Source organism: Sulfitobacter sp. W074, from assembly GCF_025142275.1.
Lineage (GTDB): Bacteria > Pseudomonadota > Alphaproteobacteria > Rhodobacterales > Rhodobacteraceae > Sulfitobacter > Sulfitobacter profundi.
In genome coordinates this window covers 2,953,908-2,977,259 of sequence record NZ_CP081130.1, presented here as the reverse complement: position 1 = coordinate 2,977,259, position 23,352 = coordinate 2,953,908, and the positions used below count along the sequence as shown (strand labels likewise).

At 63.2% G+C, this 23,352-nt stretch carries 27 protein-coding genes; 16 read left to right on the top strand and 11 right to left on the bottom strand.

From position 1 onward, the window contains the following. The first annotated feature begins 10 nt into the window (after positions 1-10). A complete protein-coding gene (locus tag K3762_RS14750; RefSeq protein WP_120351764.1) occupies positions 11-541 on the top strand; it encodes a hypothetical protein in 531 nt (176 codons plus the stop codon). A 96-nt stretch (positions 542-637) separates the two neighbouring features. Further along, positions 638-2,008, top strand: coding sequence for a glutamate--cysteine ligase (locus tag K3762_RS14745; RefSeq protein WP_260010253.1), 1,371 nt, complete (start codon positions 638-640; stop codon positions 2,006-2,008). 34 nt (positions 2,009-2,042) lie between these two features. Here K3762_RS14745 and plsY read toward each other — a convergent pair whose 3' ends face one another. The 4 genes from plsY to K3762_RS14725 form a co-directional block, all read right to left on the bottom strand. Further along, a complete protein-coding gene (gene plsY, locus K3762_RS14740) occupies positions 2,043-2,651 on the bottom strand; it encodes a glycerol-3-phosphate 1-O-acyltransferase PlsY (protein WP_260010251.1) in 609 nt (202 codons plus the stop codon). Then, on the bottom strand, positions 2,651-3,931 hold the full coding sequence (gene pyrC, locus K3762_RS14735) for a dihydroorotase (protein WP_260010249.1): 1,281 nt from the start codon (positions 3,929-3,931) through the stop codon (positions 2,651-2,653). Before pyrC ends, plsY begins: the two co-directional genes overlap by 1 nt. A 251-nt stretch (positions 3,932-4,182) precedes the next feature. Continuing rightward, on the bottom strand, positions 4,183-4,716 hold the full coding sequence (locus K3762_RS14730; RefSeq protein ID WP_120351760.1) for a hypothetical protein: 534 nt from the start codon (positions 4,714-4,716) through the stop codon (positions 4,183-4,185). A gap of 56 nt (positions 4,717-4,772) precedes the next feature. Further along, complete coding sequence (locus K3762_RS14725; RefSeq protein WP_120352278.1) at positions 4,773-5,720, bottom strand: aspartate carbamoyltransferase catalytic subunit; 948 nt, start codon at positions 5,718-5,720, stop codon at positions 4,773-4,775. 108 nt (positions 5,721-5,828) lie between these two features. Between K3762_RS14725 and K3762_RS14720 the strand changes: the two genes are divergently transcribed. The 3 genes from K3762_RS14720 to moaB are packed head-to-tail and all read left to right on the top strand — an operon-like array spanning position 5,829 to position 7,739. Continuing rightward, a complete protein-coding gene (locus K3762_RS14720) occupies positions 5,829-6,593 on the top strand; it encodes a uracil-DNA glycosylase family protein (protein WP_132444249.1) in 765 nt (254 codons plus the stop codon). Then, positions 6,586-7,200 carry a LysE family translocator gene (locus K3762_RS14715; protein WP_260010245.1) on the top strand — a complete coding sequence of 205 codons (615 nt, stop codon included), beginning with the start codon at positions 6,586-6,588 and terminating at the stop codon, positions 7,198-7,200. Before K3762_RS14720 ends, K3762_RS14715 begins: the two co-directional genes overlap by 8 nt. Next, positions 7,197-7,739: a molybdenum cofactor biosynthesis protein B gene (gene moaB / locus K3762_RS14710; RefSeq protein WP_132444251.1), complete on the top strand. Its 543-nt coding sequence runs from the start codon at positions 7,197-7,199 to the stop codon at positions 7,737-7,739. Before K3762_RS14715 ends, moaB begins: the two co-directional genes overlap by 4 nt. A gap of 9 nt (positions 7,740-7,748) precedes the next feature. On the opposite strand, the gene K3762_RS14705 is transcribed toward moaB, so the two are convergent. Next, positions 7,749-8,561 carry a protein-disulfide reductase DsbD domain-containing protein gene (locus tag K3762_RS14705; protein ID WP_260010243.1) on the bottom strand — a complete coding sequence of 271 codons (813 nt, stop codon included), beginning with the start codon at positions 8,559-8,561 and terminating at the stop codon, positions 7,749-7,751. A gap of 164 nt (positions 8,562-8,725) precedes the next feature. Between K3762_RS14705 and K3762_RS14700 the strand changes: the two genes are divergently transcribed. Then, entirely contained in the window at positions 8,726-9,280 is a 555-nt protein-coding gene (locus K3762_RS14700; RefSeq protein WP_120351756.1) for a YqgE/AlgH family protein, read from the top strand. Here the strand turns inward: K3762_RS14700 and K3762_RS14695 are convergent. Then, complete coding sequence (locus tag K3762_RS14695; protein ID WP_132444253.1) at positions 9,277-10,209, bottom strand: L-threonylcarbamoyladenylate synthase; 933 nt, start codon at positions 10,207-10,209, stop codon at positions 9,277-9,279. The two genes, K3762_RS14700 and K3762_RS14695, sit on opposite strands and share 4 nt — an antisense overlap. A 158-nt stretch (positions 10,210-10,367) precedes the next feature. Here K3762_RS14695 and K3762_RS14690 point away from each other — a divergent pair, with 158 nt between their 5' ends. From K3762_RS14690 to K3762_RS14670, 5 genes are all read left to right on the top strand, one after another. Next, positions 10,368-12,095, top strand: coding sequence for an acyl-CoA dehydrogenase (locus K3762_RS14690; protein WP_132444254.1), 1,728 nt, complete (start codon positions 10,368-10,370; stop codon positions 12,093-12,095). Then, complete coding sequence (locus K3762_RS14685) at positions 12,095-13,171, top strand: MBL fold metallo-hydrolase (protein WP_132444255.1); 1,077 nt, start codon at positions 12,095-12,097, stop codon at positions 13,169-13,171. Before K3762_RS14690 ends, K3762_RS14685 begins: the two co-directional genes overlap by 1 nt. Positions 13,172-13,174: 3 nt before the next feature. Further along, positions 13,175-13,633 carry a DUF6173 family protein gene (locus K3762_RS14680; RefSeq protein WP_132444256.1) on the top strand — a complete coding sequence of 153 codons (459 nt, stop codon included), beginning with the start codon at positions 13,175-13,177 and terminating at the stop codon, positions 13,631-13,633. A 155-nt stretch (positions 13,634-13,788) separates the two neighbouring features. Further along, positions 13,789-13,923, top strand: coding sequence for an aa3-type cytochrome c oxidase subunit IV (locus K3762_RS14675; protein ID WP_067625061.1), 135 nt, complete (start codon positions 13,789-13,791; stop codon positions 13,921-13,923). Positions 13,924-13,956: 33 nt separating this feature from the next. Beyond that, a complete protein-coding gene (locus K3762_RS14670; RefSeq protein ID WP_120351752.1) occupies positions 13,957-14,565 on the top strand; it encodes a hypothetical protein in 609 nt (202 codons plus the stop codon). A 9-nt stretch (positions 14,566-14,574) separates the two neighbouring features. On the opposite strand, the gene K3762_RS14665 is transcribed toward K3762_RS14670, so the two are convergent. Continuing rightward, positions 14,575-14,901 (bottom strand): AzlD domain-containing protein, encoded by a 327-nt coding sequence (locus tag K3762_RS14665; protein ID WP_067625053.1) that lies wholly within the window; start codon positions 14,899-14,901, stop codon positions 14,575-14,577. Further along, on the bottom strand, positions 14,901-15,623 hold the full coding sequence (locus K3762_RS14660; protein ID WP_132444257.1) for an AzlC family ABC transporter permease: 723 nt from the start codon (positions 15,621-15,623) through the stop codon (positions 14,901-14,903). The genes K3762_RS14665 and K3762_RS14660 overlap by 1 nt, the downstream gene beginning before the upstream one ends. A gap of 55 nt (positions 15,624-15,678) precedes the next feature. Here K3762_RS14660 and K3762_RS14655 point away from each other — a divergent pair, with 55 nt between their 5' ends. The 3 genes from K3762_RS14655 to K3762_RS14645 are packed head-to-tail and all read left to right on the top strand — an operon-like array spanning position 15,679 to position 18,928. Next, entirely contained in the window at positions 15,679-16,563 is an 885-nt protein-coding gene (locus K3762_RS14655; RefSeq protein ID WP_409202458.1) for a formate dehydrogenase accessory sulfurtransferase FdhD, read from the top strand. 2 nt (positions 16,564-16,565) lie between these two features. Continuing rightward, a complete protein-coding gene (mobA, locus tag K3762_RS14650) occupies positions 16,566-17,168 on the top strand; it encodes a molybdenum cofactor guanylyltransferase MobA (protein WP_132444259.1) in 603 nt (200 codons plus the stop codon). Then, positions 17,165-18,928 (top strand): bifunctional molybdopterin-guanine dinucleotide biosynthesis adaptor protein MobB/molybdopterin molybdotransferase MoeA, encoded by a 1,764-nt coding sequence (locus tag K3762_RS14645; protein WP_132444260.1) that lies wholly within the window; start codon positions 17,165-17,167, stop codon positions 18,926-18,928. Before mobA ends, K3762_RS14645 begins: the two co-directional genes overlap by 4 nt. Before the next feature lie 9 nt (positions 18,929-18,937). Here K3762_RS14645 and K3762_RS14640 read toward each other — a convergent pair whose 3' ends face one another. The 3 genes from K3762_RS14640 to K3762_RS14630 form a co-directional block, all read right to left on the bottom strand. After that, positions 18,938-20,005, bottom strand: a complete 1,068-nt coding sequence (locus K3762_RS14640; RefSeq protein WP_240791571.1) for a hypothetical protein — start codon at positions 20,003-20,005, stop codon at positions 18,938-18,940. A 14-nt stretch (positions 20,006-20,019) separates the two neighbouring features. Beyond that, entirely contained in the window at positions 20,020-20,490 is a 471-nt protein-coding gene (gene greA / locus K3762_RS14635) for a transcription elongation factor GreA (RefSeq protein WP_067624274.1), read from the bottom strand. 142 nt (positions 20,491-20,632) lie between these two features. Then, entirely contained in the window at positions 20,633-21,013 is a 381-nt protein-coding gene (locus tag K3762_RS14630; RefSeq protein WP_260010229.1) for a VOC family protein, read from the bottom strand. 85 nt (positions 21,014-21,098) lie between these two features. On the opposite strand from K3762_RS14630, the gene soxR reads away from it, so the two are divergent. Next, the gene (gene soxR / locus K3762_RS14625) at positions 21,099-21,554 is read left to right on the top strand and encodes a redox-sensitive transcriptional activator SoxR (RefSeq protein WP_067624292.1); all 456 of its coding nucleotides are present in this window, start codon (positions 21,099-21,101) and stop codon (positions 21,552-21,554) included. A gap of 126 nt (positions 21,555-21,680) precedes the next feature. Next, positions 21,681-23,333, top strand: coding sequence for an electron transfer flavoprotein-ubiquinone oxidoreductase (locus K3762_RS14620; RefSeq protein ID WP_120351746.1), 1,653 nt, complete (start codon positions 21,681-21,683; stop codon positions 23,331-23,333). The last annotated feature ends 19 nt before the right edge of the window (positions 23,334-23,352 follow it).

Sequence of the window (23,352 nt, the reverse complement as noted above, 5' to 3'; positions counted from 1 at the left end):
GGATGGCCCAATGAGTTTCCTGCGCCAAGGGGCCCGCGACCAGCTTTGGCGCTGGCGCGAAGCGATCGTCGGCGGCGGGCTGATGCTCTTTGGGCTCTGGCTGGTGGCCGGGCCGGGCTTTTTGCTGGCGGTCCCGGGCTATGCGGCGCTTGCCGGGGGCGCGGCGCTGATCTGGATCGGCGTACAACGTGCCCGTTTTCGCGGTGAAGGTGACGGGGCGGGGGCCGTTCAGGTTGTCGAGGGGCAGATCACCTATTTCGGCCCGCTGACCGGCGGCACGGTCGCTCTGCGCGAACTGCAGCGGCTCAGCCTCGACCGACAGATGTTTCCAGCCCATTGGCGGCTTGAGCCGCGCGACGATAAAGCGCCCCTGCTGATCCCGGTGAATGCCGCTGGCTCCGAGGCGCTTTTTGACGCTTTCGCCGCCCTGCCGGGCCTGCGCACCGAGCGGATGCTCTTTGAGTTGCGCAAGACCCGCCATGACGCCGTTGTGATCTGGGAGCGCGCGCCGCTGCGTCCGGCGCATGTCTTGCTGCATTGACAGCCCCGGCAAATCCGCCCATCCCTGCTAAACACGACGCCAAGTCGTCACCTTAGAAGACACACAAGACGACCCTTCAAAACGGAGCCCTCGCAAATGTCCATTCCTCAATCCGGCGGCGGCCCGATCGAACATCATGACCAAATGGCGCAGTATCTGGCCGACGGCTGCAAGCCAAAAGAAGATTGGCGCATCGGCACAGAACACGAGAAATTCGGCTATTGCACCGATACCCATAAGCCGCTGCCCTATGAGGGCGACCGCTCAATCCGGGTGATGCTGGAAGGGCTGCGTGACCGTCACGGCTGGGCGCCGGTCGAAGAGGGTGGCAAGCTTATCGGGCTGGAAAAAGAGGGTGCGAACATCAGTCTTGAGCCGGGCGGGCAGTTGGAGCTGTCGGGCGCGCCAGTCGAAACCATCCATGAAACTTGCGATGAGGTGAACACCCACCTGCGCGAGGTCAAAGATGTGGCCGATGAGATCGGCGTGGGCTTCATCGGTCTGGGCGCCGCGCCCGAGTGGTCGCATGAGCAGATGGATTTGATGCCCAAGGGCCGCTACAAGTTGATGGACGGCTATATGCAAAAGGTCGGCACCATGGGCACCACCATGATGCGCCGCACCTGCACCGTTCAGGTGAACCTCGATTTCGCGACGGAAGCCGACATGGTGCAAAAGATGCGCGTCGCCGTGGCAATGCAGCCCATCGCCAATGCGCTTTTTGCCAATTCACCCTTCCTCGACGGCAAGCCCAATGGCGTGAAATCCACCCGCGGGTTGGTGTGGCGCAATCTGGATGATGCCCGCACTGGGATGGTGCCTTTCGTCTTTGACGAGGGTTTTGGGTTTGAGGCTTGGGTGCAATATGCGCTCGATGTGCCGATGTATTTTGTCTACCGCGATGGCAAATATATCGACGCGCTCGGCCAGTCCTTCCGCGATTTTCTGAAGGGCGAGCTGCCTGCGCTGCCCGGCGAGAAGCCGACGCTGAGCGATTGGGCCGATCATCTGACCACGCTCTTCCCCGAGGCGCGGGTGAAGAAATTCATCGAAATGCGCGGCGCCGATGGCGGCCCGTGGCGGCGTCTTTGCGCCCTTCCGGCCTTCTGGGTCGGGCTAATGTATGACCAGAGCGCGTTGGATGGCGCTTGGGATTTGGTCAAGGATTGGGATGCCGACACCCGAGAAGAGCTGCGTATCGCGGCCTCGACCCACGGCCTTCAGGCCGAGGTTGGCGGGCTAAAGATGCATGATCTGGCCCGCGAGGCGGTGGCCCTGTCAGAGGCCGGTTTGAAAGCCCGCGCCCGTCCCGGCGCAGGCGGGCTGGTCCCGGATGAGACGCATTTCCTCAACGCCCTGCGCGATAGTATCGAGACGGGCCGCGTGCCTGCGGATGATCTGCTGGCGGATTATCATGGGCCATGGAACGGCGATCTGAGCCGTATCTACGCCGAATATTCCTACTGAAACATGAATTGGCTGATGCCGCCTTCGGGCGGTGTCAGCCCTTCTGACCAATCCGCGATTCCGTACCGCTTCGAATGCGGCGAATGTTGTCGCGGTGCCGCCAAAAGATCAGCAGCGTCAGGGCGATGCCCAAAAGCAGCATTTCTCCATAGCCGAGGAACACCAGCAAAAAGGTTGAGCTTGCCGCTGCTGCCAGCGCCGACAGGGACGAGATGCGCGAGAGTGCCGCAGTAATCAACCAGACCGCACAACACGCCAGCCCGACAGGCCATGCCAGCGCCAGCATGAGGCCCAAAAAGGTCGCCACGCCTTTGCCGCCACGAAAACCCAGCCAGACCGGATAGCAATGGCCGATCATCGCGCCGAGCGCCGCCGCCTGTGCGGCATCTTCGCCCGCAAAGGCCCGGGCCAGCAGCACCGCCACGGCCCCTTTGGCCCCATCCAGCAATAGCGTCAGCGCCGCGGCCTTTTTGTTGCCGGTGCGCAGCACATTGGTCGCGCCGATGTTGCCCGACCCGATATCGCGCAGGTTGCCCAGCCCCATCAGCCGCGCCAGCAGCATGCCAAAGGCGATAGAGCCGATGACGTAGCCCGCCAGCGCCCAAAAAAGGATCATTTCAATAGAAGTGTCGATAGGGGGCATCAATTCGCCTCGTAAACGCAGGAGCCTGCTACATAAGTTGCCACGACCTTACCCTGCATCCGCATCCCGTCAAAGGGCGTGTTGCGGGATTTCGACCGCAGCGTCGCGCGGTCCAACACGAAGGGCGCGTCGGGGTTGAACAGCACCATATCCGCAGGCGCCCCCACGGCAATCCGCCCACCGGGCAGGCCGAGCCGTTTGGCCGGGTTCAGCGACAGCGCGCGCCAGAGCGTCGGCAGGTCCATCATCTCGGCATGGACCAATCGCAGGGCGGCGGGCAGCAGCGTTTCCAGCCCGACCGCGCCGCTGGCGGCTTCCTCGAAGGGCAGGCGTTTGCTTTCTTCGTCCTGCGGGGTGTGCATAGAGCAGATGATATCGATCAGGCCGCTGGCGACGGCTTCGACCACGGCGATGCGGTCTTCCTCGTCGCGCAGTGGCGGTTTCACCTTAAAGAAGGTCCGATAATCGGCCACGTCGAGCGCATTCAGCGTCAGATGGTGGATGCCCACGCCCGCGGTGATGTCGAGCCCGTTGCGCTTGGCGCGTTCCAGCGCGGGCAGGGCGCGTGCGGTGGTGATCTGGTCTGCGTGATACCGCGCGCCGGTCATCTCGATCAGGGCAATGTCGCGGTCCAGTCCCATGCGTTCGGCCATGGGCGACACGGCAGGCAGGCCGCGCAGCGAGGCGAATTTGCCGGAGGTGACAGCCGCCCCCTTGCTCAGCCCCGGATCCTGCGGGTGGGCGATGACGAGTGCACCAAGGCTGCGCGCATAGGTCAGCGCGCGGGAGAAGACTTTGGTATCCGTCACCACGCGATCGCAATCGGTAAAGGCGGCGGCGCCTGCATCCATCAGAAAACCGATCTCGGTCATCTCGCGGCCTTCGCGGCCTTTGGTAAGTGCGGCCATGGGGACCACATTCACCGGCGCTGCCTCATTGGCGCGGCGGGTGACGAATTCGAGTGTTTCGGGGCTGTCGATGGCCGGATCGGTATCAGGGCGCGTGACCATTGTGGTCACCCCGCCCGCTGCTGCGGCCAGCCCGGCAGAGCGGTAGCTTTCCTTGTGCCGCTCGCCCGGTTCGCAGACTTTCACGCCGATATCGACGATGCCGGGGGCGAGGATATGACCACCGCAATCGATCACCTCTGCGCCGTCGGGCGCTGTGGCGCCACCGACCAGAACCTCGGCAATCACCCCATCGCGGACCAAAACAGCGGCTGGCTCAAGCGTGCTGGCTTCGGGGTCTAGAAGGCGCAGGTTGGTGAAGAACTGGGTCATGGGCGGGCCTTTGATGCGATAGCGGATGCGCCGCTGTCATGCCCCAAATCGCCCCCCAGACCAAGCGGTTTTCGCGGTTTTCTGAGGCAGGTGTCGCCCTTAACCGCCGATCCAAATCATCATACCGACCACGCCAAAAGCCACCAGAAGGGCGACCATCGCAATACGGCCAGACATCTTGGGATCGTGTTCAGGTTCTTGCATGGGCCAGATGTAACCCGCCAGCACCAAGGGTGCCAGCGGTTTTCGCCTTAGGCCAGCAGCCACCAGATGACCAGCAGGATCAGCGCGACAACGGCCACGATCACCATCGTCTTGCCGCCACCGCCCTTTGCAGGCTCAGCCGGAGAGACGCGGGGGATGCCGGTGTAGGGCTGTGCGGCTTCGGCTTCCATCGCTTGCACGGGCGTGTCGGGGCCGCCTTCGGTATAGGTGCCGATATGGGTCAGCGCCGGGATCGGAGCCAGTTGCAGCGACTGCCCGGCGAAAGCGCGGGAGTAGACGATCATTACCCAGCCGTCGAGCGCGGCAAGCTTGCTGCGGTCCGTCTCGATCTGGTTGGGGTTCACGCCATTGCCGTCGCGCAGATAGCCCGCAAGCCCCAGTTGATCTAGGTCGGCAACCCGAAAGACCTCTGTATAGGCCGCGTCAATCCGCTCGACCCCAAGGGCGGCGGCCTGTGCGGTCTCATCATCACGCATGGCCCGCGCCTCGTCATCCGAGAGCGAGAGGGTGTAGACCCGGACTTTGCCGGCTTCTTGCGGGGCGACTTCTGTATGGGGCATGACGGCTTCCTTTAACTGTTCTCAGGAAAACGCCGCTTGGCCCATTGGGGTTCCGCTCAGATCGCGCCGGGCTGGGCGGCGATGTGGTTGCGCGCCAGCAGGTCCATTGCGGCCATGCGCACGGCGACGCCCATCTCTACCTGATCTTGGATCACCGAGCGATTGATGTCATCGGCCAGCGTGCCGTCAATCTCAACCCCGCGGTTCATCGGGCCGGGATGCATGACAATGGCATCGGGGCTGGCATGGGCGAGCTTTTCGGCATCCAGCCCGTAGCGGTGATAATACTCGCGCTCGGAGGGGATGAACCCGCCGTCCATCCGCTCTTTCTGGAGGCGCAGCATCATCACCACATCGACACCTTCGAGCCCCTTTTTCATGTCGTCAAAGACTTCGACGCCAAATTGGTCGATCTGGCTCGGCATCAGGGTCGGCGGGCCGACAAGGCGGATGCGGTTCTCCATCTTGCCAAGCAGTAGGATGTTCGACCGCGCCACCCGGCTGTGCGCGATATCGCCGCAGATCGCGATGCTGAGGCGGTGCAGCCTACCCTTGGCGCGGCGGATCGTCAGCGCATCCAGCAGTGCCTGTGTGGGATGCTCGTGCCGCCCGTCGCCTGCGTTGAGCACGGCGCAGTTCACCTTCTGCGCCAGCAGGTCCACCGCGCCGGATTGCGGATGGCGTACCACCAGCAGATCTGGGTGCATTGCGTTCAGCGTCATCGCGGTATCAATCAGCGTCTCGCCCTTTTTGATCGAGCTGGCCTGCATCGCCATGTTCATCACATCCGCGCCTAGACGCTTGCCCGCGATCTCGAAACTCGCCTGCGTGCGGGTGGAGTTTTCAAAGAACATATTGATCTGCGTCAGCCCGCGCAGCGCGTCCGAATGCTTGTTCGGCTGGCGGTTGCGGTCTGCATAGGTGTCGGCCAAATCCAGCAGGGTGGTGATGTCTGCCTGCGAGAGTTGTTCGATGCCAAGCAGGTGGCGATGGGCGAATGACATGGTGGCGATCCCTTCTGCTGTTGCCGCCTTATAGGCGCGGGCGGCTTGGCAGGTAAAGCGCAGCGATAGGGCATTTCGCCCCTCGCCTACAGGGCGTAAGCTGCGGCCATGGAATCATTCGATTATCATCAGGCGGCAGAGATGCTGGCGCGGCAGGTTGAGCTTGGCGCGACCGAAGCGATTTGCGACGCCCCGGTCAACCGCTATGAGGTGCCCGCAAGCCCGCCCAAAGCCAGTGCCAAGATCGGCAAAGGCCCCCAGCCTTTGCAGGCGTCGGAAACGCCCGACCCCGTCGCCTTGGCCCGCCGCGCCGCGCGGGGCGCGCAGACCTTGGAAGAGTTGCGCGCCGCGGTCCAAGGGTTCGAACATTGCGAGCTTCACAAGGGTGCGCGCAATCTGGTCTTTGCCGATGGGGTGCCGGGCGCGCCTTTGATGATCTTTGGCGAAGCGCCCGACCGCGACGAAGACCGCGCGGGCAAGCCTTTCGTGGGGCGCACGGGTCAGATGCTTGACCGGATGCTGGCGGCGATCGACATGGGGCGGGACCGCAATGTCTACCTGTCGAATATCCTACCGTGGCGCACGCCGCAGGGGCGCGACCCGAAACCGGATGAGATTGCGATGATGCGCCCCTTTGTGCAGCGTCATATCGAATTGGCCAAACCCAAGGTGCTGGTGCTCTTTGGCAATTGGTCCTGCCAGTCGCTGCTGGAAAAACGCAGCATCATGCGGTTGCGGGGCAATTGGACCAAAGCCGCCGATCTTTCTTGCATGCCGATGGTCCATCCCGGCTACCTTCTGCGCAACCCCGAGGCCAAGCGCGAGGCTTGGGCCGATTTGTTGAGCGTTCAGGCCAACTTGCGCGATGGTTGATGCGCTGACCCTTCTGGCTTTCGTGCCTGCCGCCTTGGCTCTGAACCTGACACCGGGGGCGGATATGATGTTTTGCCTTGGGCAGGGGCTGCGTTCGGGCCCGCGTGCCGCGCTGGCGGCGAGTGCCGGGATCTCCGCGGGCGCTTTGGTGCATGTGACGCTGGCGGGGCTTGGTCTTGGGGCGCTGGTGGCGGCGCTGCCTTGGGCGCTTGATCTGATCCGCTGGCTTGGCGTGGCCTATCTGCTGTGGCTTGCGGTTCAAACGCTGCGACAGGCTGGAAAGCCGCGCGACACGACGCCCGGCATGGGCGGCTGGCGGGCGTTTAACACCGGGTTTATCGTCAATTTGACCAACGCCAAGGTGATCCTTTTCGTGCTGGCCTTTCTGCCGCAATTCGTGGTGCCAGAGGCTGGGCCGGTCTTGGCGCAGTTCTTGACCTTTGGCGCGGTGCTGGCCTTGGGCGGTTTCGTCATCAACGGCGCGGTGGGAGTCTTCGCTGCCGGAATCGGGCGACGGCTGGCCGGGGGCGGGCGTGTGCTCGGTTGGATCAGCAGCGGCATTTTCGTGGCACTGGCCGCGCGTTTGGCAATGATGGAGCGGACATGAGCAGGATCGACGACAGCCGGGAGTTCATCCCCGTGAGAATTGCCGTGCTGACCGTTTCGGACAGCCGCAGCTTGGCCGAGGACCGTTCGGGTGATGTGCTGGTCGGACGGATTGAAGCGGCGAGCCATGTGCTGGCCGCGCGCGAGATCGTGACCGACGACCGACCCGCCATCGCGGCGCAACTGCGCGACTGGTGCGCGGACCCTGAAATCGACGTGGTGATCAGCACGGGCGGCACCGGGCTTACGGGGCGCGACGTGACCGTCGAGGCGCACCGCGATGTCTATGAGAAAGAGATCGACGCTTTCGGCACAGTCTTCACCATGATTTCAATGGAGAAGATCGGCACCAGCGCCGTGCAAAGCCGTGCGACGGGCGGGGTGGCGCAGGGGACGTATCTCTTCGCGTTGCCCGGCAGCCCGGGGGCCTGCAAAGACGCATGGGACGGCATACTGCTCAAGCAGTTGGACTACCGCCATATGCCCTGCAATTTCGTAGAGATCATGCCCCGGCTAGACGAGCATCAACGCCGCAAGTAGCGCCGTGGCTTAGCCAGAGGTGCAGCCCGTGATCTCGACACTGTGATCCTGCCCGATGACGGTGATCCGAATGGCAGAGCGGTCCAATGCCAGCGCCGTGCCGTTCTCGGCGATCATCTCTCCGCTGGCGACAAGTGTATTGCCCGACCGCTGGCTGTCCATCTCGCTCATCCACATGTTGGGGTTGCCGGGCTCAATCACCACGGTCTCCTTACCCCCGGCAGAGGGCAGGGCAAGCCGGGTTTCGATCTCCAGCCCCCGCGCGGTGGGGCGCAGGCTGCATTGGGCGCTTTTCAATCCAGCCTCGGCCCCCGAATAGGGCCGCGCTGCAAAGGCGGCGGCGATGGCCGGGGTGGGCTTGCTGTCACGGGTGTCGAGCAGGGCGCGCAGGCGGATGGTTTGTGGCAGGCAGATGTCACTGCACACGCCAAGGTCGATGCTGGCGTCCAAGCTTACCGGGGCACCGGGGCGGCGCGGGGTGATGGTCAGCGGCAGGATCACTTCGCGGGCATAGCCAATGGAGTTCACCCCGCCTTGGTCAAAGACCTTGGGCGCGGGCCATGTGATTTGCACATCGCGCATGTTGTCAGAGCCGGACCAGTCGAACTCTGGCGGAATGCCAGCGTCACCGGGGCTGCGCCAATAGGTCTTCCACCCCGGAGCCATGCGCAGCCGGATCGCCGCCACCCGCCGCCCGTCGGCCTGTTGCCAACCAGTGAGCAGATCACCCTGCAGTGGCGTGCCGACACCGTCCTGTGCGGCGGCGGGCAGGGCAAGGGCAAGGCAGGAAAGAACGGCGGAGAAGAGGCGCGATATATTCATGGGGTCTTGATGGGGTATCCATCCGCGCCTGCCAAGTCACATTTGCATCATCCATGTTTCGCCGATGGGGCGGGCGGCGGGCGGCATCTCTTGTTTTGTAGGGCGCAAGCGGCCATGTTTAAAGAAAGGTTACCTTCAGGAGGTGGGCGTTGACGGGTCAGACAATGGAACTGACGGGCAAACTGCTGGTCGCGATGCCGGGCATGGGCGATCCACGTTTCGCACATTCCGTAATCTATCTTTCTGCGCATTCAGAACAGGGCGCGATGGGGCTGATGGTCAACAAACCCGCCCCGGAACTGCGCCTGTCGGATGTGCTGGATCAATTGGTCGATGACACGCCGCCGCAGGCGAAATCTCTGGCCGTACATTTCGGCGGCCCGGTCGAGACGGGGCGCGGCTTTGTGCTGCATTCCGATGAATACCGCTCTGCCCTTGAAACGCTGCGGGTCGGCGATGGCATTGCGCTGACCGCCACGCGCGACATCCTAGAAGACATCGCCACCGGCAAGGGGCCAGAGCGCGCGCAGTTGATGCTGGGCTATGCGGGCTGGGGGCCGGGGCAGTTGGAGGGCGAGATTGCGCAGAACGGCTGGCTGACCTGCGAGGCCTCGCCAGAGGTGATTTTTGACCTGCCGGATGCAGAGAAATGGGCGGCGGCGCTCAAAACGCTGGGCATTGACCCCTTGGGGCTTTCGGCCTCAGCCGGCCACGCCTAGCGCGGGGCGGCGGCGCGGGCCAAACGGTCGTTGATCGCGCGGCCCAAGCCGTGATCGGGGATCGGCGCTACGGCGATGCTCTGTCCGGTGGCGTCCAACTGGTGCAGATGGTCAAAAAGCTTCGCCGCAGCCTCGGTCAGGTCGCCGGAGGGCGAGAGGTTGAGGTCGCAAACCATCGTTCCAAAGCCAAGCAACACTTCGCCCGGCCCAGCCGTTTCCGCGTTCAACCGCACCGCCGCGCCAGGGGCGTAGTGAGAGGCCAACTGCCCCGGCGCGATGATCTCTGCCCCATCGACGATCTCTAGCGGTTGCCCGAGCGCCGCCTCTATCGCCTCACTCGGCAGGCCGCCTGCGCGGAGCAGGGCAGGGCGGGGGCCGGTCAGACCGAGGATCGTGCTTTCCAAACCAACAGTGCAGGCGCCGTCATCCAGTACCGCCGCGATCTTACCGTCGAGGCCCGCCAGCACATGCGCAGCCGTGGTCGCGCTGATCTTGCCCGAGGGGTTGGCCGAGGGCGCGGCCACGGGACCGTTGAGTGCCTGCAAGACCTGCCGCATGGCGGGGTGGGCTGGCACGCGCACCGCAAGGCTGGGCAATCCCGCCGTGACCAGTGACGACAGCCCGCTGTCGGGTTTGAGCGGTAAGACCAATGTCAGCGCGCCGGGCCAAAAGGCCTGCGCCAACCGGTCGGCATCGTCGGTCCATTCCACGTATCGTTTGGCGGTCTCGATATCCGGCAAATGCACGATCAGCGGATTGAAGCTGGGCCGCCCCTTGGCGGCATAAATGCCCGCCACGGCTTCCCCATTGCGGGCGTCCGCGCCAAGGCCATAGACCGTCTCGGTCGGCAGAGCGACCAGCGCACCGTCTTGCAGCAGCTTCGCCGCGCGGGCGATGCCTTGGGGCGTGGGGGTCAGCGTCTCGGTCATAGCAGGGCTAATCCTGTCTAATCCTGCAGCATCCCGTGACGCCGCGTTTGGGTTGCGGGGGGCGGCCGGGCATTTCATGCTGGCGGCAACATAAACCAGCCTTTATCAGGGCCATGTTAGGCTTGCCAGATCAAGCGCGCCTTTCAGGAGGATATGATATGCCGTACCGCGCCGCCGTGGATGACTACCGTTTTCTGATCGAAGATGTGCTGGATTTCGCAGCCCTCCGCGCCACTGACCGCTACGCCGAGGCCACCGATGACGTGACCGGCGCAATTTTGGAGGAGGCGGGGCGGCTTTGTAATGACGTGCTGGCGCCCCTGCAACGTGGCGGCGATCTGCATCCCGCGAAGTTGGAGAACGGCATCGTGCGGACCTCTCCGGGTTTTGCCGAAGGCTTTGCCGCGATTGCCGAGGGCGGTTGGATCGGCATGTCGGCCGACCCTGAATTCGGCGGCATGGGCCTGCCGATGACCCTGACCAGCGCAGTCAACGAGATGATGAGCGGCGCTTGCCTGTCGCTTCAGCTTGCGCCTTTGATGAGCCAAGGCCAGATCGAAGCGTTGGAGCATCACGCAAGCGACACGATCAAGACCCTCTACCTGCCCAAGCTGATCTCGGGCGAATGGACCGGTACGATGAACCTGACCGAGCCGCAGGCCGGGTCGGACGTGGGCGCGCTCAGCAGCCGGGCCGAAGACAATGGCGACGGGACCTACGCGGTCTCGGGCCAGAAAATCTATATCTCTTGGGGCGACAATGATTTCGCGGGCAATGTCTGCCATCTCGTTCTTGCCCGGCTGCCGGGGGCACCCGCGGGCACCAAGGGGATCAGCCTGTTCCTCGTGCCTAAGTTCATCCCCGATGAGAATGGGGAGCCGGGCCAGCGCAATGGTGTCAGCGTAGTCAGCCTTGAGCATAAGATGGGTCTGCACGGCTCGCCCACTGCGGTCATGCAATATGACGACGCGACCGGTTGGATCGTTGGCCGCGAAGGCGGCGGCATGGCGGCGATGTTTACGATGATGAACAATGCGCGGCTAGGCGTTGGAGAGCAGGGCATTGGGGCCGCTGAAGGGGCCTATCAACTTGCGCTGGACTATGCGCTGGACCGCAAACAGGGCCGGTCGCCTGTCGAGGGTGGCACGGGCACCATTGTCGATCACGCCGACGTACGCCGGATGCTGCTGAGCATGAAGGCCGATATCTTTGCCTCTCGTGCCATCGCGCTGAGCTGCGCCTATGCCAGCGACATGGCGCGCGCCGGGCAGGGCGACGAATGGGCGGCGCGGGCGGCGTTCCTGACGCCGATCACCAAGGCTTTCGGCACTGACGTAGGCATGAGCGTTGCCGAGATGGGCGTGCAGGTGCATGGCGGCATGGGCTTTATCGAAGAAACCGGCGCTGCGCAGTTCAGCCGCGATGTACGCGTCACGGCGATTTATGAGGGCACCAACGGCATTCAGGCGATGGACCTTGTCGCCCGCAAAATGATGGACGGCGGTGAGGCAGCGAACCGGCTGCTGGACGAAATCGAAGCCGATGCCGAGACCGCACGCGACCCGTTCCCGCGCATGGCCGATGCCGTCTGGCAAGCCAGCGAGACCCTGCGCGAAGCGACTGAATGGATGACCGCGCAAAAGGACATGAACGAACGCTTCGCCGGGGCCGTGCCTTACCTGCGCGCCTTTGCCCGTGTGCTGGGCGGGCATCTGCATTTGCAAGCCGCCATGGCCGAGAAAGCCGCAGGCGGCAGCGGTGCACGTGAAAAGCTGGCGCGATTTTACATCCAACGCCTCTTGCCCGAGCATCAGGGGCTGCTGGCCCATGCGCAGGCGGGGGCCGAAGACCTCTATGCGCTTGATGTCGAAGACCTGAGAAGCTGATGACAGAACAGGCCACCCTCTCCGCCACCACGCCGAAACCGCCCAAGGGGCTGCGCTATCCATGGGACGTGCCCCCCGCCGAGGGGGAGGCGATAGAAGTGGCGCCGGGGGTGCTTTGGTTCCGCCTGCCGCTGCCGATGAAGCTGGATCACGTCAACGTCTATGCGCTGGACGAAGGTGACAGCTGGACGGTGATCGACACCGGTTTCGCTTCGCGCCGGGCAAAGGACATCTGGCAGGGGCTGATGGCCGGACCGCTGGGCCGCAAACCGATCTCGCGCGTGGTCGTCACCCATCATCACCCCGATCACATCGGCCTTGCCGGTTGGTTGCAGACGGAGCATGGCGCGAAACTGGTCACCACACGGACCGCATGGCTCACCGCGCGGATGCTGACGCTGGACGTGCAAGAGGTGCCGGTCGCCGAATCCCTGTCGTTTTATCGTAAAGCGGGCATGGCGGCGGAGCTCTACGACAAACGCGCCAACGAACGACCTTTCAATTTTTCCGACGTCGTGGCCCCGCTGCCGCTAGGCTTCACCCGGATCCGGCAGGATGACGTGATCCGCATGGGCGGGCGCGATTGGGATGTGCATATCGGCAATGGTCATGCGCCCGAACACGCCACCTTCTGGAGCCGGGATGACAATTTGGTGATCGCGGGGGATCAAATCCTGCCCTCCATCAGCCCCAACATCGGCGTCTACCCGACGGAGCCCATGGCCGACCCCATCGGCGAATGGTTGGAGGCTTGCGAGCGTTTCCTACCCTTGGCGCGCGAGGATCATCTGGTACTTGGCGGGCACAAACTGCCCTTCACCGGCCTGCCGACGCGACTTAAACAGTTGATCGAGAACCACCACAGCGCCCTGCGCCGCCTGCTGGCCTATATCGACACGCCGAAATCAGCCTCGGAATGTTTCGCGCCGCTGTTCAAGCGCAGCATTGGCGAGGCGGAATATGGCCTAGCGCTGGTTGAAGCCGTCGCCCATCTGAGCCACCTTTACCAAGCCGGAGAGGCCACACGCGTGCTGCGTGAGGCAGACGGCGCATGGGTGTATCAGCGCAAGGGGTGAGCGATGGGCGATCAGGTGAAAACGGCGGCCGAAGCCTATGAGGAGGCCGCACTGCCGCGTATGCATGAGGTGCATACAGGCGCGGATCAGCCCAAGTCAGGCGACCAGCCGCTGCCCAAATCGGTAACCGACAAGCCGGTGAAACAGAAGTCGCCAGCGCAATGGGCCTATGAGCGGGTCGTGCTTTATCTCAAGAATTTTGAAGAAAAGCTCGACAATGACCATGAGGCGGCGATTGGCTTTGCCGGGGGCGACGCCGGGGTGCTGCGGATCGAAGGCATGGGGTATTTCGACCCCGACATCATCACTTTTTACGGCGTCGATCCGGCAGGGGCGCGGGCGCAATTGGTGCAGCATGTGGGGCAGTTAAACGTGATGTTGCGGGCCCTGCCAAAGAAAGTGCCCGATGCCGCACCGCAAAGGATCGGCTTTCGTTTGGTCGCCGATCTGGAAGAGACCTGACCTGCACGACTCTTTCGCGTGCGCGCAAGTGTAAGATTCCCCTCTAGCGCGTAATTTCGCGTAACGCTAGTATGGTTTTCTGATTATCATCCCCCCGTGACAGGGTGTTACGAATAGGTTAATCAGCGCCAACAGATTGTCTTAGGGAGACGAAAATGGCTGAACACGAACACGGCAGCATGAATTACGAACCACAGCAAAAGACCTTTGACGGGTTCATGACCTTCGTGACGCGCAGCGCCGTTGTCATCCTGGCGATCCTGGTTCTGCTGGCGATCTTTGCCGGTTGATCACGCCCTATCCCTGCGTGAGAGGGTAACCCTTTGAAAACTCTCTTGACGACGATTGCGCTGGTAGGCGTTCTGGCTGGCTGTTCGGTGGATCAAAGCCCCGATAGCCCGCCCGATGTCGTGGCGCGTGCGGCCTATCGCTCGCCCGAGCCGCCCTCCCTCACTTTGATGACCATGGTGAACAACCGTACCGGCAGCGGCGGACATACTGCCCTGATGGTAAACGGCTCGCAGCGGGTGATCTTTGACCCCGCCGGATCGTTCCGGGACGCGCGGATGGCCGAGCGGGGCGATGTGCTCTACGGGGTGACGCCCGCGTGGCTGCAGGCCTATAAATCCGCCCATGCCCGCAGCACCTTTCATGTGGTCAGTCAGGAAATTCCCGTCAGCCCCGAAGTGGCCGAACGGGCGCTTCGGTTGGTGACCTCCAACGGGGCGGTGCCCGGTGCATTTTGCGCCAATGCCACCAGCGGCATTCTCAGCCAAATCCCCGGCTTCCAAAGCGTTGGGTCGACGTTCTACCCCGTCAAGCTGCAAGAGCGGTTTGAGACTCTGCCGGGTGTCACCACAACGAAATATTACGAAGATGATGAGGGCGATGTGATCGACGCCCTGCGTGCAGCGCAACTGGCCCGCCAGTAGCGCCCGCGCTTACCCCACCAGATAGAGCATCCCATAGAGCGCCGCGGCCCCTGACAGGATCGCGGCGAGCACGTTCTTGCTCGCCAGTCCCACGCCCAGCGTGACCACCGCCGCAGTCACACGCGGCAGGTCGAACTGCCCGTCCGTGCCCGAGGGCCAAAGCACCTGCGGTGCCACCAGCGCGGGCAGAATCGCCACGGCGGTATAACGCAGATGCCGCAACAGCCACGCGGGCATCTGCTTGTTGCCGACCAATCCGGTAAAGACAAAGCGCAGGAAAAAGCTGCCCAGCCCAAGACCGATGATCACGATCCAAAGTGAGGTTCTGTCGATCATCATGCCGTGCTCCCCGGTTTGCGCCGTTCCATCCACGCCTCGACCTGCGCGCCGGTGATCATGCCCGCGAGCCCCGCGATGATCAGCCCAAGCGCATAGGGCACATCGACAGCGATGAGGCTCACGATCACCGCAACAAGCGCCGCCGCCACATGGGCCAGTGTGCGAAACATCGGCGCGATCATGGCCAGAAAGGTGATCGGAATGGCAAAGTCCAGCGCCCAACTGTCCGGCACGCTGGAGCCAACCATCGCGCCAATCAGCGTGAAGATATACCAAAGCGGCACCACCGGCGTCACGGTTCCAAAGAAATAGGCCATCCGCTGCGGCACCGTCATCTGCGGTTCCCGCTCATATTGGGTCATCGCCGCCACATAGGATTGATCGACCGTCATATAGGCCGCCAGCGCCCGCTGCCACAGCGGCGCGCCGCCGATCCACGGGGTGAGAGAGGCCGAATACATGGCCATACGCAGGTTCACCGCCAGCGCCGAGGCCAGCACGATGGCCGTGGGTACGTCTTCTTGCAACAGTTGCAGCGCCGTGAACTGCGCGGCCCCGGCGATCACCACGATCGAGAATGTCAGCGTCTCGAATACGTTCAACCCGGCCTCTGTCGCCAATAGACCAAAGAGAGAGGCGAAGGGGATGATCACCAGCACGAAAGGCAATGCGTCAACGATACCTTTGCGATAGGCGGATTTGGTGGTGGTGATGGCCATGACGAACTCTTAAATATAATGTCAAAGGCTTAGACCTAACCGGAAGGGGATACAATTGGCCCGCGACAATGAACTTAGCAATTATCTGATCGCCCCCGATCCCACTGCTGTTCGACTGACGCGGAATGTCTCTGGCGTGGATCACACCGGCGCGGAGGTGGCGATCAATGTGGTCGAAGAACGCCCCCTGACGATATTCCTCAACCGACAAGAGATCGTGACCGCCATGACCATTGGCGATTACCCGGCCTATCTGGCGCTCGGCTTTCTGCGCAATCAGGGGATGCTGCGCCCGGACGAAGAGATCACCGGCGTCGACTATGACGAAGAGCTTGAGACCGTCGTCGTGCGCACCAAACGCGCCACCGATTACGAAGACAAGATGCAGCGCAAGACCCGCACCAGCGGTTGCGCCGTGGGCACGGTCTTTGGTGATATGATGGAGGGGCTGGCCGATGTGCGCTTGCCCGACACGCCGGTGCGCACCTCGGACCTTTACGCGCTGGCGGCCAAGATCAACCGGACGCCGAGCCTTTATCTTGAGGCCGGGGCGATCCACGGCACCGTGCTGTGCCAAGGCGACCGACCGCTGGTCTATATGGAGGATGTGGGCCGTCACAATGCGGTCGACAAGATCGCGGGTTGGATGCTCTCCGAAGGGGTCGGGGCCGAGGATAAAGTGCTCTATACCACCGGGCGGCTGACCTCTGAGATGGTGATCAAGACGGCGATGATGGGCATTCCGGTGCTGGCGTCCCGCTCGGGCTTTACCGCTTGGGGGGTGGAGATTGCGCAGCAGGTGAATCTTACGCTGATCGGGCGGATGCGCGGGCAGCGATTTACCTGTCTGGCGGGCGAGGGGCGGTTGATCCGCGACGCGGATCCGACCACCGTGGCCGAGGAGCCGCGCAAAAGCGGGCGCAAGGGCGCGAAGGATTGACCATGAAACAACCACTTGGCGTCATTTTGGCGGGCGGGCAGGCGACCCGTATGGGCGGCGGTGATAAGGGCTTGCTGCCGCTGGGGCAGGGCACGCTGCTATCCTCGGTGATCGACCGGCTGGAGCCGCAGGTCGCGGGACTTGCGCTCAATGCCAATGGCGATGCGGCGCGCTTTGCGGATCTGGGCCTGCCGGTGCTGGCGGATAGTATCGAGGGTTTCGCCGGGCCGCTTGCGGGCGTGCTGGCCGGGCTCGACTGGGCCGCCGAACAGGGGGCCGATACGATTGTGACCGCCGCTGCCGATACGCCTTTCTTCCCCTGTGATCTGGTTCCCCGTCTGCTACTCGCCGCTGATGATATGGCCCATCCGCTCGCCTTGGCCGCGACGCCGGACGTGAAACGCGGCACGGCGCGGCATCCGACCTTTGGCCTCTGGCCCGTGGCGCTGCGCGACGATCTGCGCAGCGCTTTGGCGGGCGGGCTGCGCAAGGTGGTGCTCTGGACCGATCAGCACGATGGGCGCGAGGCGCTGTTCCCCGATGAGGCCGCTTTCTTCAACGTGAACACGCCCGAGGATTTGGCGAAAGCAGAGGCGATGGCATGAGGGTTTACGGTGTCGTCGGTTGGAAGAACGCGGGCAAGACCGGATTGATGGAGCGGTTGGTGGCCGAGATCACCGGGCGCGGCTTCACCGTCTCGACCGTCAAACATGCGCATCACACTTTCGACGTGGACCACCCCGGCAAGGACAGCCACCGCCACCGCGTCGCGGGCGCGCGCGAGGTGCTGCTGGCCTCCGGCGCGCGCTTTGCCTTGATGCATGAGTTGCGCGGGGCCGAAGAGCCACCGCTCGACGCGCATCTGGCGCGGCTTTCGCCTGTCGATCTGGTGCTGATCGAAGGCTACAAACGCGATGGCCATCCCAAGGTCGAAGCGCACCGGGCCGAGACCGGAAACGCGCTGATCGCGCCGGATGACCCGACGGTGCGGGCGTTGGCCAGCGACGTGGCGCTTGAGATGGACCGGCCTGTTTTTGACCTGAACGACACCCGTGCGATTGCCGATTTCATCCTGCGCGAAGTGGGGCTGATCGCCGCCCCAACGGCACCTGCCACCACCGCACCCCCGCCCCTGCGCAACGATTGCTTTGCCCTCCCACCCGGCGTGCATTGGACCCCGGTGGATGATGCGCTGGCGCTGTTGAAAGAGCGCCTCCACCCTGTGACGGGGGCGGAAACCTTTCCCGCCGCCGATGCCGGGGGGCGTATCGTGGCCGAAGATGTCACAGCCCTCCGCGCGAACCCGCCGCTGCCGAACACGGCGGTCGATGGCTACGGTTTTGCCGGTGGGCGCGGCGAAGGGTTGCATGAGCTTCCGCTGGTGCCGGGCCGTGCAGCGGCAGGGGATCGCCCCGGCGCAGTGCCTGCGGGCCAAGCGATCCGCGTGCTGACCGGCGCGGCGCTGCCTGAGGGCGTAGATACCGTGATCCTGCAAGAAGACGTGACCGCCGAGGGCGGCATGTTGCGGTTTCACGGGCCGGTGAAACAGGGGGCGAACACCCGCAAAGCCGGAGAGGATGTACAAGCCGGCGATGTGATCCTCGCCGCAGGCACGCGCGTTGGTCCGGCGGAACTGGCATTGATGGCGGCAGCAGGTGTGGCAGAGGTGCGCCTACGCAAGCGATTGAAGGTCGGCGTGATCTCAACCGGCGACGAATTGGTCGAGATGGGGGAGGCAGCACGCGACGGGCAGATTTACGACGCCAACCGCCCCATGTTGCTGCAACTCGCGACGGACTTTGGGCACGAGACCGTCGATCTGGGCCGCGTGGCCGACGACCGTGCCACCCTGCGCAATCGGCTTGACGCGTCGGCGGGGCAGGTGGATGTGATCCTGACCAGCGGCGGCGCTTCGGCGGGGGACGAAGACCACGTCTCGGCCCTGTTGACCGAGGCGGGAGCGATGCAGCTTTGGCGGATCGCGGTGAAGCCGGGGCGGCCTTTGGCGCTTGGCCTGTGGCAAGGCGTGCCGGTGTTCGGGCTGCCAGGCAATCCGGTGGCGGCGATGGTCTGTTCGTTGATTTTCGCGCGGCCCGCCATGACGCTGCTTGCCGGGGGCGGCTGGCAGGAACCGCAGGGCTTTGATGTGCCTGCCGCCTTTGAGAAACGTAAAAAGGCCGGGCGGCGTGAATACCTGCGCGCCCGGATGCGCGATGGCCGGGCCGAGGTTTTCGCCTCCGAAGGATCGGGGCGTATCAGCGGGCTAAGCTGGGCCGAAGGGCTGGTCGAGTTGGACGAGACCGCGCGCGACATTGCGCCCGGCGATCTCGTCCGTTTCATTCCTTACGGCAGTTTTACCAGCTAAGGTCGCGCGTCAGTCGAAGGTGCCCGCACAGCGGCCCAGCAGCATAAAGGCGCGGGCAGTGCGGGTGTCAGCCAGCGATGAGATTTCCTCATCCGTTGCCTGTTTCTCGAACTCGGCAAAGGTCCGGTCAAACCGGCGCAGGAAGTGATGCGCGGCATCGCGAAAGATCGGGTCTTGCCGCATACGCGCATTGGCCAGTGCCAGTGAAGAGCGGTCGCGGATGCCACCCAAAGGCGCGATTGTACGGCCCCGCGCTCCGCTGGCGAATTGTCGCCAGACCTCGGGCCGCGCGCGGTCGGGGCGCAGGTCGTCCATATAGATGCCGTCTTGGCTGAGCAGGGTCAGCACGTCCTGCGCGGCCTGCACCAGTTGCGAGGCGGAGCGGTCTTTCAACGCACGGCGCAGCGCGTCGAACCCGGCTTGGTCTTCCGCCGTTTCGGGGAAGTTAAGCGCGCGGGTGAAATCCTCGGCAGAGAGCGGCTGTGTCTTGTCGCCCGCTTGCGTGCCAAGCGCCAGCGTCGGCTGGTCTTCGGCGGCGGGCGGTGTTGGCGCGGGGGCTGGGGTGACGGGGCGCGCAGTCTCGTCGCGGCCCTGAAGCCCGGCCAACGCGATCTCGGTCTTGCGGGCGCTGGCGGCGAGTTCATCGAGCTTGCGCGCGATGTTGCTGTCGCCCGCAGGTTTGTTGCCCTGCTGTTGCGAGATATAGGAATACCGGATGGCATCAATCGCGGCTTGTAGGCGTTGGATTTCCTCGCGCATGACCCGCCCGGCACGGGCGGCGGTGGCCCCGACCCAGATCATCGCGACCGGCAAGATCACCACCAACAGGATCAGCAGCCCGCGCAGCCCCCCGTCATTGGCCCCTTCCGGCACCTCTGCGGCAATGAAGGTGAAATAGATCGCCGTGCCAAGCAGCCAAAGCGCTGAAAGCGCGCTCGCGATGATCTCTATCTCGGTGATGCTGTTGGGTTTTGGGCGGTCGTATACGCCCATCGACGTAGGCCGCGCGGCGCCGTTCCCGCCGCGCGGGGCGCGGGGGGCTTGATCTTGGGGTGTCGAAGCGTCGGGCTCTGCCATGTCAGCCTTCCCGGTCAAGCGTAAACGATCTTGAGAACCTCATAGGACTTTTGCCCTCCGGGGGTGCGCACCTCGACGGAATCACCTTCGTCTTTGCCGATCAGCGCGCGGGCGATGGGCGACTTGATGTTCAGCAAGCCCTTTTCGATATTGGCCTCATATTCACCAACGATCTGATAGGTCTTCTCTTCGTCGGTGTCCTCGTCCACCAGCGTTACCGTGGCCCCAAACTTGATCGACCCCGACAATTTCTTGGGATCAATCACATCGGCGAGCGAGATCACGCCCTCAAGCTCTTTGATGCGGCCTTCGATGAAAGACTGCTTTTCCTTGGCGGAATGATACTCGGCATTTTCCGACAGGTCACCATGTTCGCGCGCTTCGGCGATGGCCTTGATGATGGCGGGCCGTTCAACCGACTTGAGCTGCTTGAGTTCGACTTCGAGCGCGGTGTGACCGTCGCGGGTCATCGGGATCTTTTCCATGGCGGTGTGCCTACATAATGAGGGCCGCACCCGGGTTTTCGCCGGGGGGCGGCCAATTGCGTGTTAACTTGGCAGATACCTGACCCAAACTGCCCGCCAATTGCAAGTGCCTAACGGCCTCAGGGTCGGCGGTTGACTGCCGTCAATCGTATTGCACGACCTCATATTCGATCCCGTCCGCATCGTGGAAATAAAACCGCCGTCCGGGCTCATAGTCGGCGTGGTTTCCGGTGGTGAAACCCTGCGCCAGCACGGTTTTTTCGGTGGCGTCGAGGTCATCCACCACGACCGCGATGTGGTTGAGCGCACCGATAGTTTCGTAGCTGGTGTTCGTAAGAGTGCCCGCATTGCCGGGATTGTAGAGCGCGACGTAATGCGCCTCGGTGCCGACATGTTTGGTGTGGCCCCCGGCCATGGCGTCGCCCTCCCATCTCAGGTGCCAGCCAAAGACTTCGCGCATCCAATCGGCGGTGGCGGCGGGGTCAGAGACGGTGAAATTGGCATGTTCAAGTTGCGCGGGCATGGCGTTTATCCTTTTTGTGATCGCTTGTGCCATCTGAGCGTAATTGTTAAACCTAACTTTAGGTCAAGAGATTTGTGAGGGCGAAATGGCGGTGAATGAGGGGCTGTCGATCGGGGCTTTGGCCAAGCGCACCGGGCTCGCCGTTTCGGCCATTCGCTACTATGAGGCGCAGGGGTTGATCGCGCCGTGGCGCAATGCGGGCGGGCAGCGGCGGTTTGATCGGGCCGATCTGCGGCGGCTGAGTTTCGTCATGATCGCCCAGCAATTCGGTTTCACCCTGCCACAGATCAAGGCTGAGTTGGACCGCTTGCCGGGCGGGCGCACGCCCACCAAGGCCGATTGGACCCGCATTTCCGAAGGGTTTCGCGCCGCCCTCGACGCGCGCATCGCCACCCTAAACAGGCTGCGTGACAATCTTGACGGCTGCATCGGCTGTGGCTGTCTGAGCCTCGAAGCCTGCGCGCTTTACAATCCTATCGACCAAGCAGGTGAAAAAGGCCCCGGACCGCGCTATCTGATGGGGGACGAACCGGCGGCCTGACAGGTCGCGCGTCATGTTATGTCGCTGAGGCCATGTTTTGCGCAATAAACGCAGGGTCGCGATTGCATTGCGCGCGGCGGTGGTTTAGCCAAATCCAAACCGAATTTGCCGTGAGGGAGCACCAAAATGGCCGAGATTGAACGCGAAGCGATGGAATATGACGTTGTGATCGTCGGCGCCGGGCCTGCTGGCCTGTCGGCTGCGATCCGGCTCAAGCAGTTGGACGCCGATTGCAATGTCGTGGTGCTGGAGAAGGGCTCGGAAGTGGGCGCGCATATCCTCTCGGGCGCGGTGCTTGATCCTTGCGGGTTGGATGCGCTGATCCCGGATTGGAAGGAAAAAGGCGCGCCGATCAATGTGCCGGTGAAAGAAGACAACTTCTATCTGCTGGGCGAGGCGGGCAAGCTGCGCATCCCCGAATTTCCGATGCCACCGCTGATGAAAAACCACGGCAATTACATCGTCTCCATGGGCAATGTCTGCCGCTGGATGGCCGAACAGGCCGAGGAACTGGGCGTCGAAGTCTTCCCCGGCATGGCCTGCTCTGAACTTGTGTTCGGCGAGAATGGCGAAGTCAAAGGCGTTGTCGCCGGTGAGATGGGCCGTCAGGCCGATGGCACCCCCGGCCCAAGCTATGAGCCGGGCATGGAGTTGCACGGCAAATATGTCTTCCTCTCCGAAGGCGTGCGCGGCAGCCTGAGCAAACAGGTGATCGCGAAATACGGGCTGGATGAGGGCAAAGAGCCGCAGAAATACGGTCTCGGCATGAAAGAAATCTGGGAGATCGACCCCGCCAAGCACAAAGAAGGCACCGTCACCCACACGATGGGCTGGCCGCTGAACAGCAACGCGGGCGGCGGGTCTTTCATCTATCACCTTGAGAACAATCAGGTTTACGTCGGCTTCGTCGTTCACCTTGGCTACAAAAACCCGCATGTCTTCCCTTACATGGAATTCCAGCGCTTCAAGCATCACCCGATGGTGGCCGAGTTGCTCGAGGGGGGTAAACGTGTGGCCTACGGCGCGCGGGCAATCACCGAAGGCGGCTATCAGTCGATGCCCAAGATGGTGGCCCCCGGCGTGGCGATGCTGGGCTGCTCGGTCGGCATGGTCAACGTGCCGCGCATCAAGGGCAACCACAACGCCATGCTCTCGGGCAAGGCAGCGGCTGAGGCCGCCTATGCCGCGATCCAAGCAGGGCGGGGCGGTGATGAGCTGACCGAATATGAGACGGATGTGCGCGAAGGCCCGATTGCCGAAGACCTCAAGAAAGTGCGCAACGTCAAACCGCTGTGGTCGAAATACGGGCTCACCGCTTCGCTGGCGCTTGGTGGCTTTGACATGTGGACCAACACGCTCGGCTTCTCGCTTTTGGGCACGCTGAGCCATGGCAAATCGGACGCCGAGGCGACCGAGCCTGCGGATAAGCACAAGAAGATCGACTACCCCAAGCCCGACGGGAAGCTCAGCTTTGACCGTCTGACCAACGTGGCCTTCTCGTTCACCAATCACGAGGAAAGCCAGCCTGCGCACCTCAAGCTGAAAGACCCGAGCATTCCGGTCGAGGTGAACCTGCCGAAATACGCCGGCCCCTCGGCCCGCTATTGTCCGGCGGGGGTCTATGAGTTCGTCGAGGATGAGAAAACCGGCGAGACGCGGTTCCAGATCAACTTCCAGAACTGCGTGCACTGCAAAACCTGCGACATCAAGGACCCGACGCAGAATATCGTCTGGACCACCCCGCAGGGCGGCGACGGGCCAAACTATCCAAACATGTAAACGGGTCGCCAACAGGCAC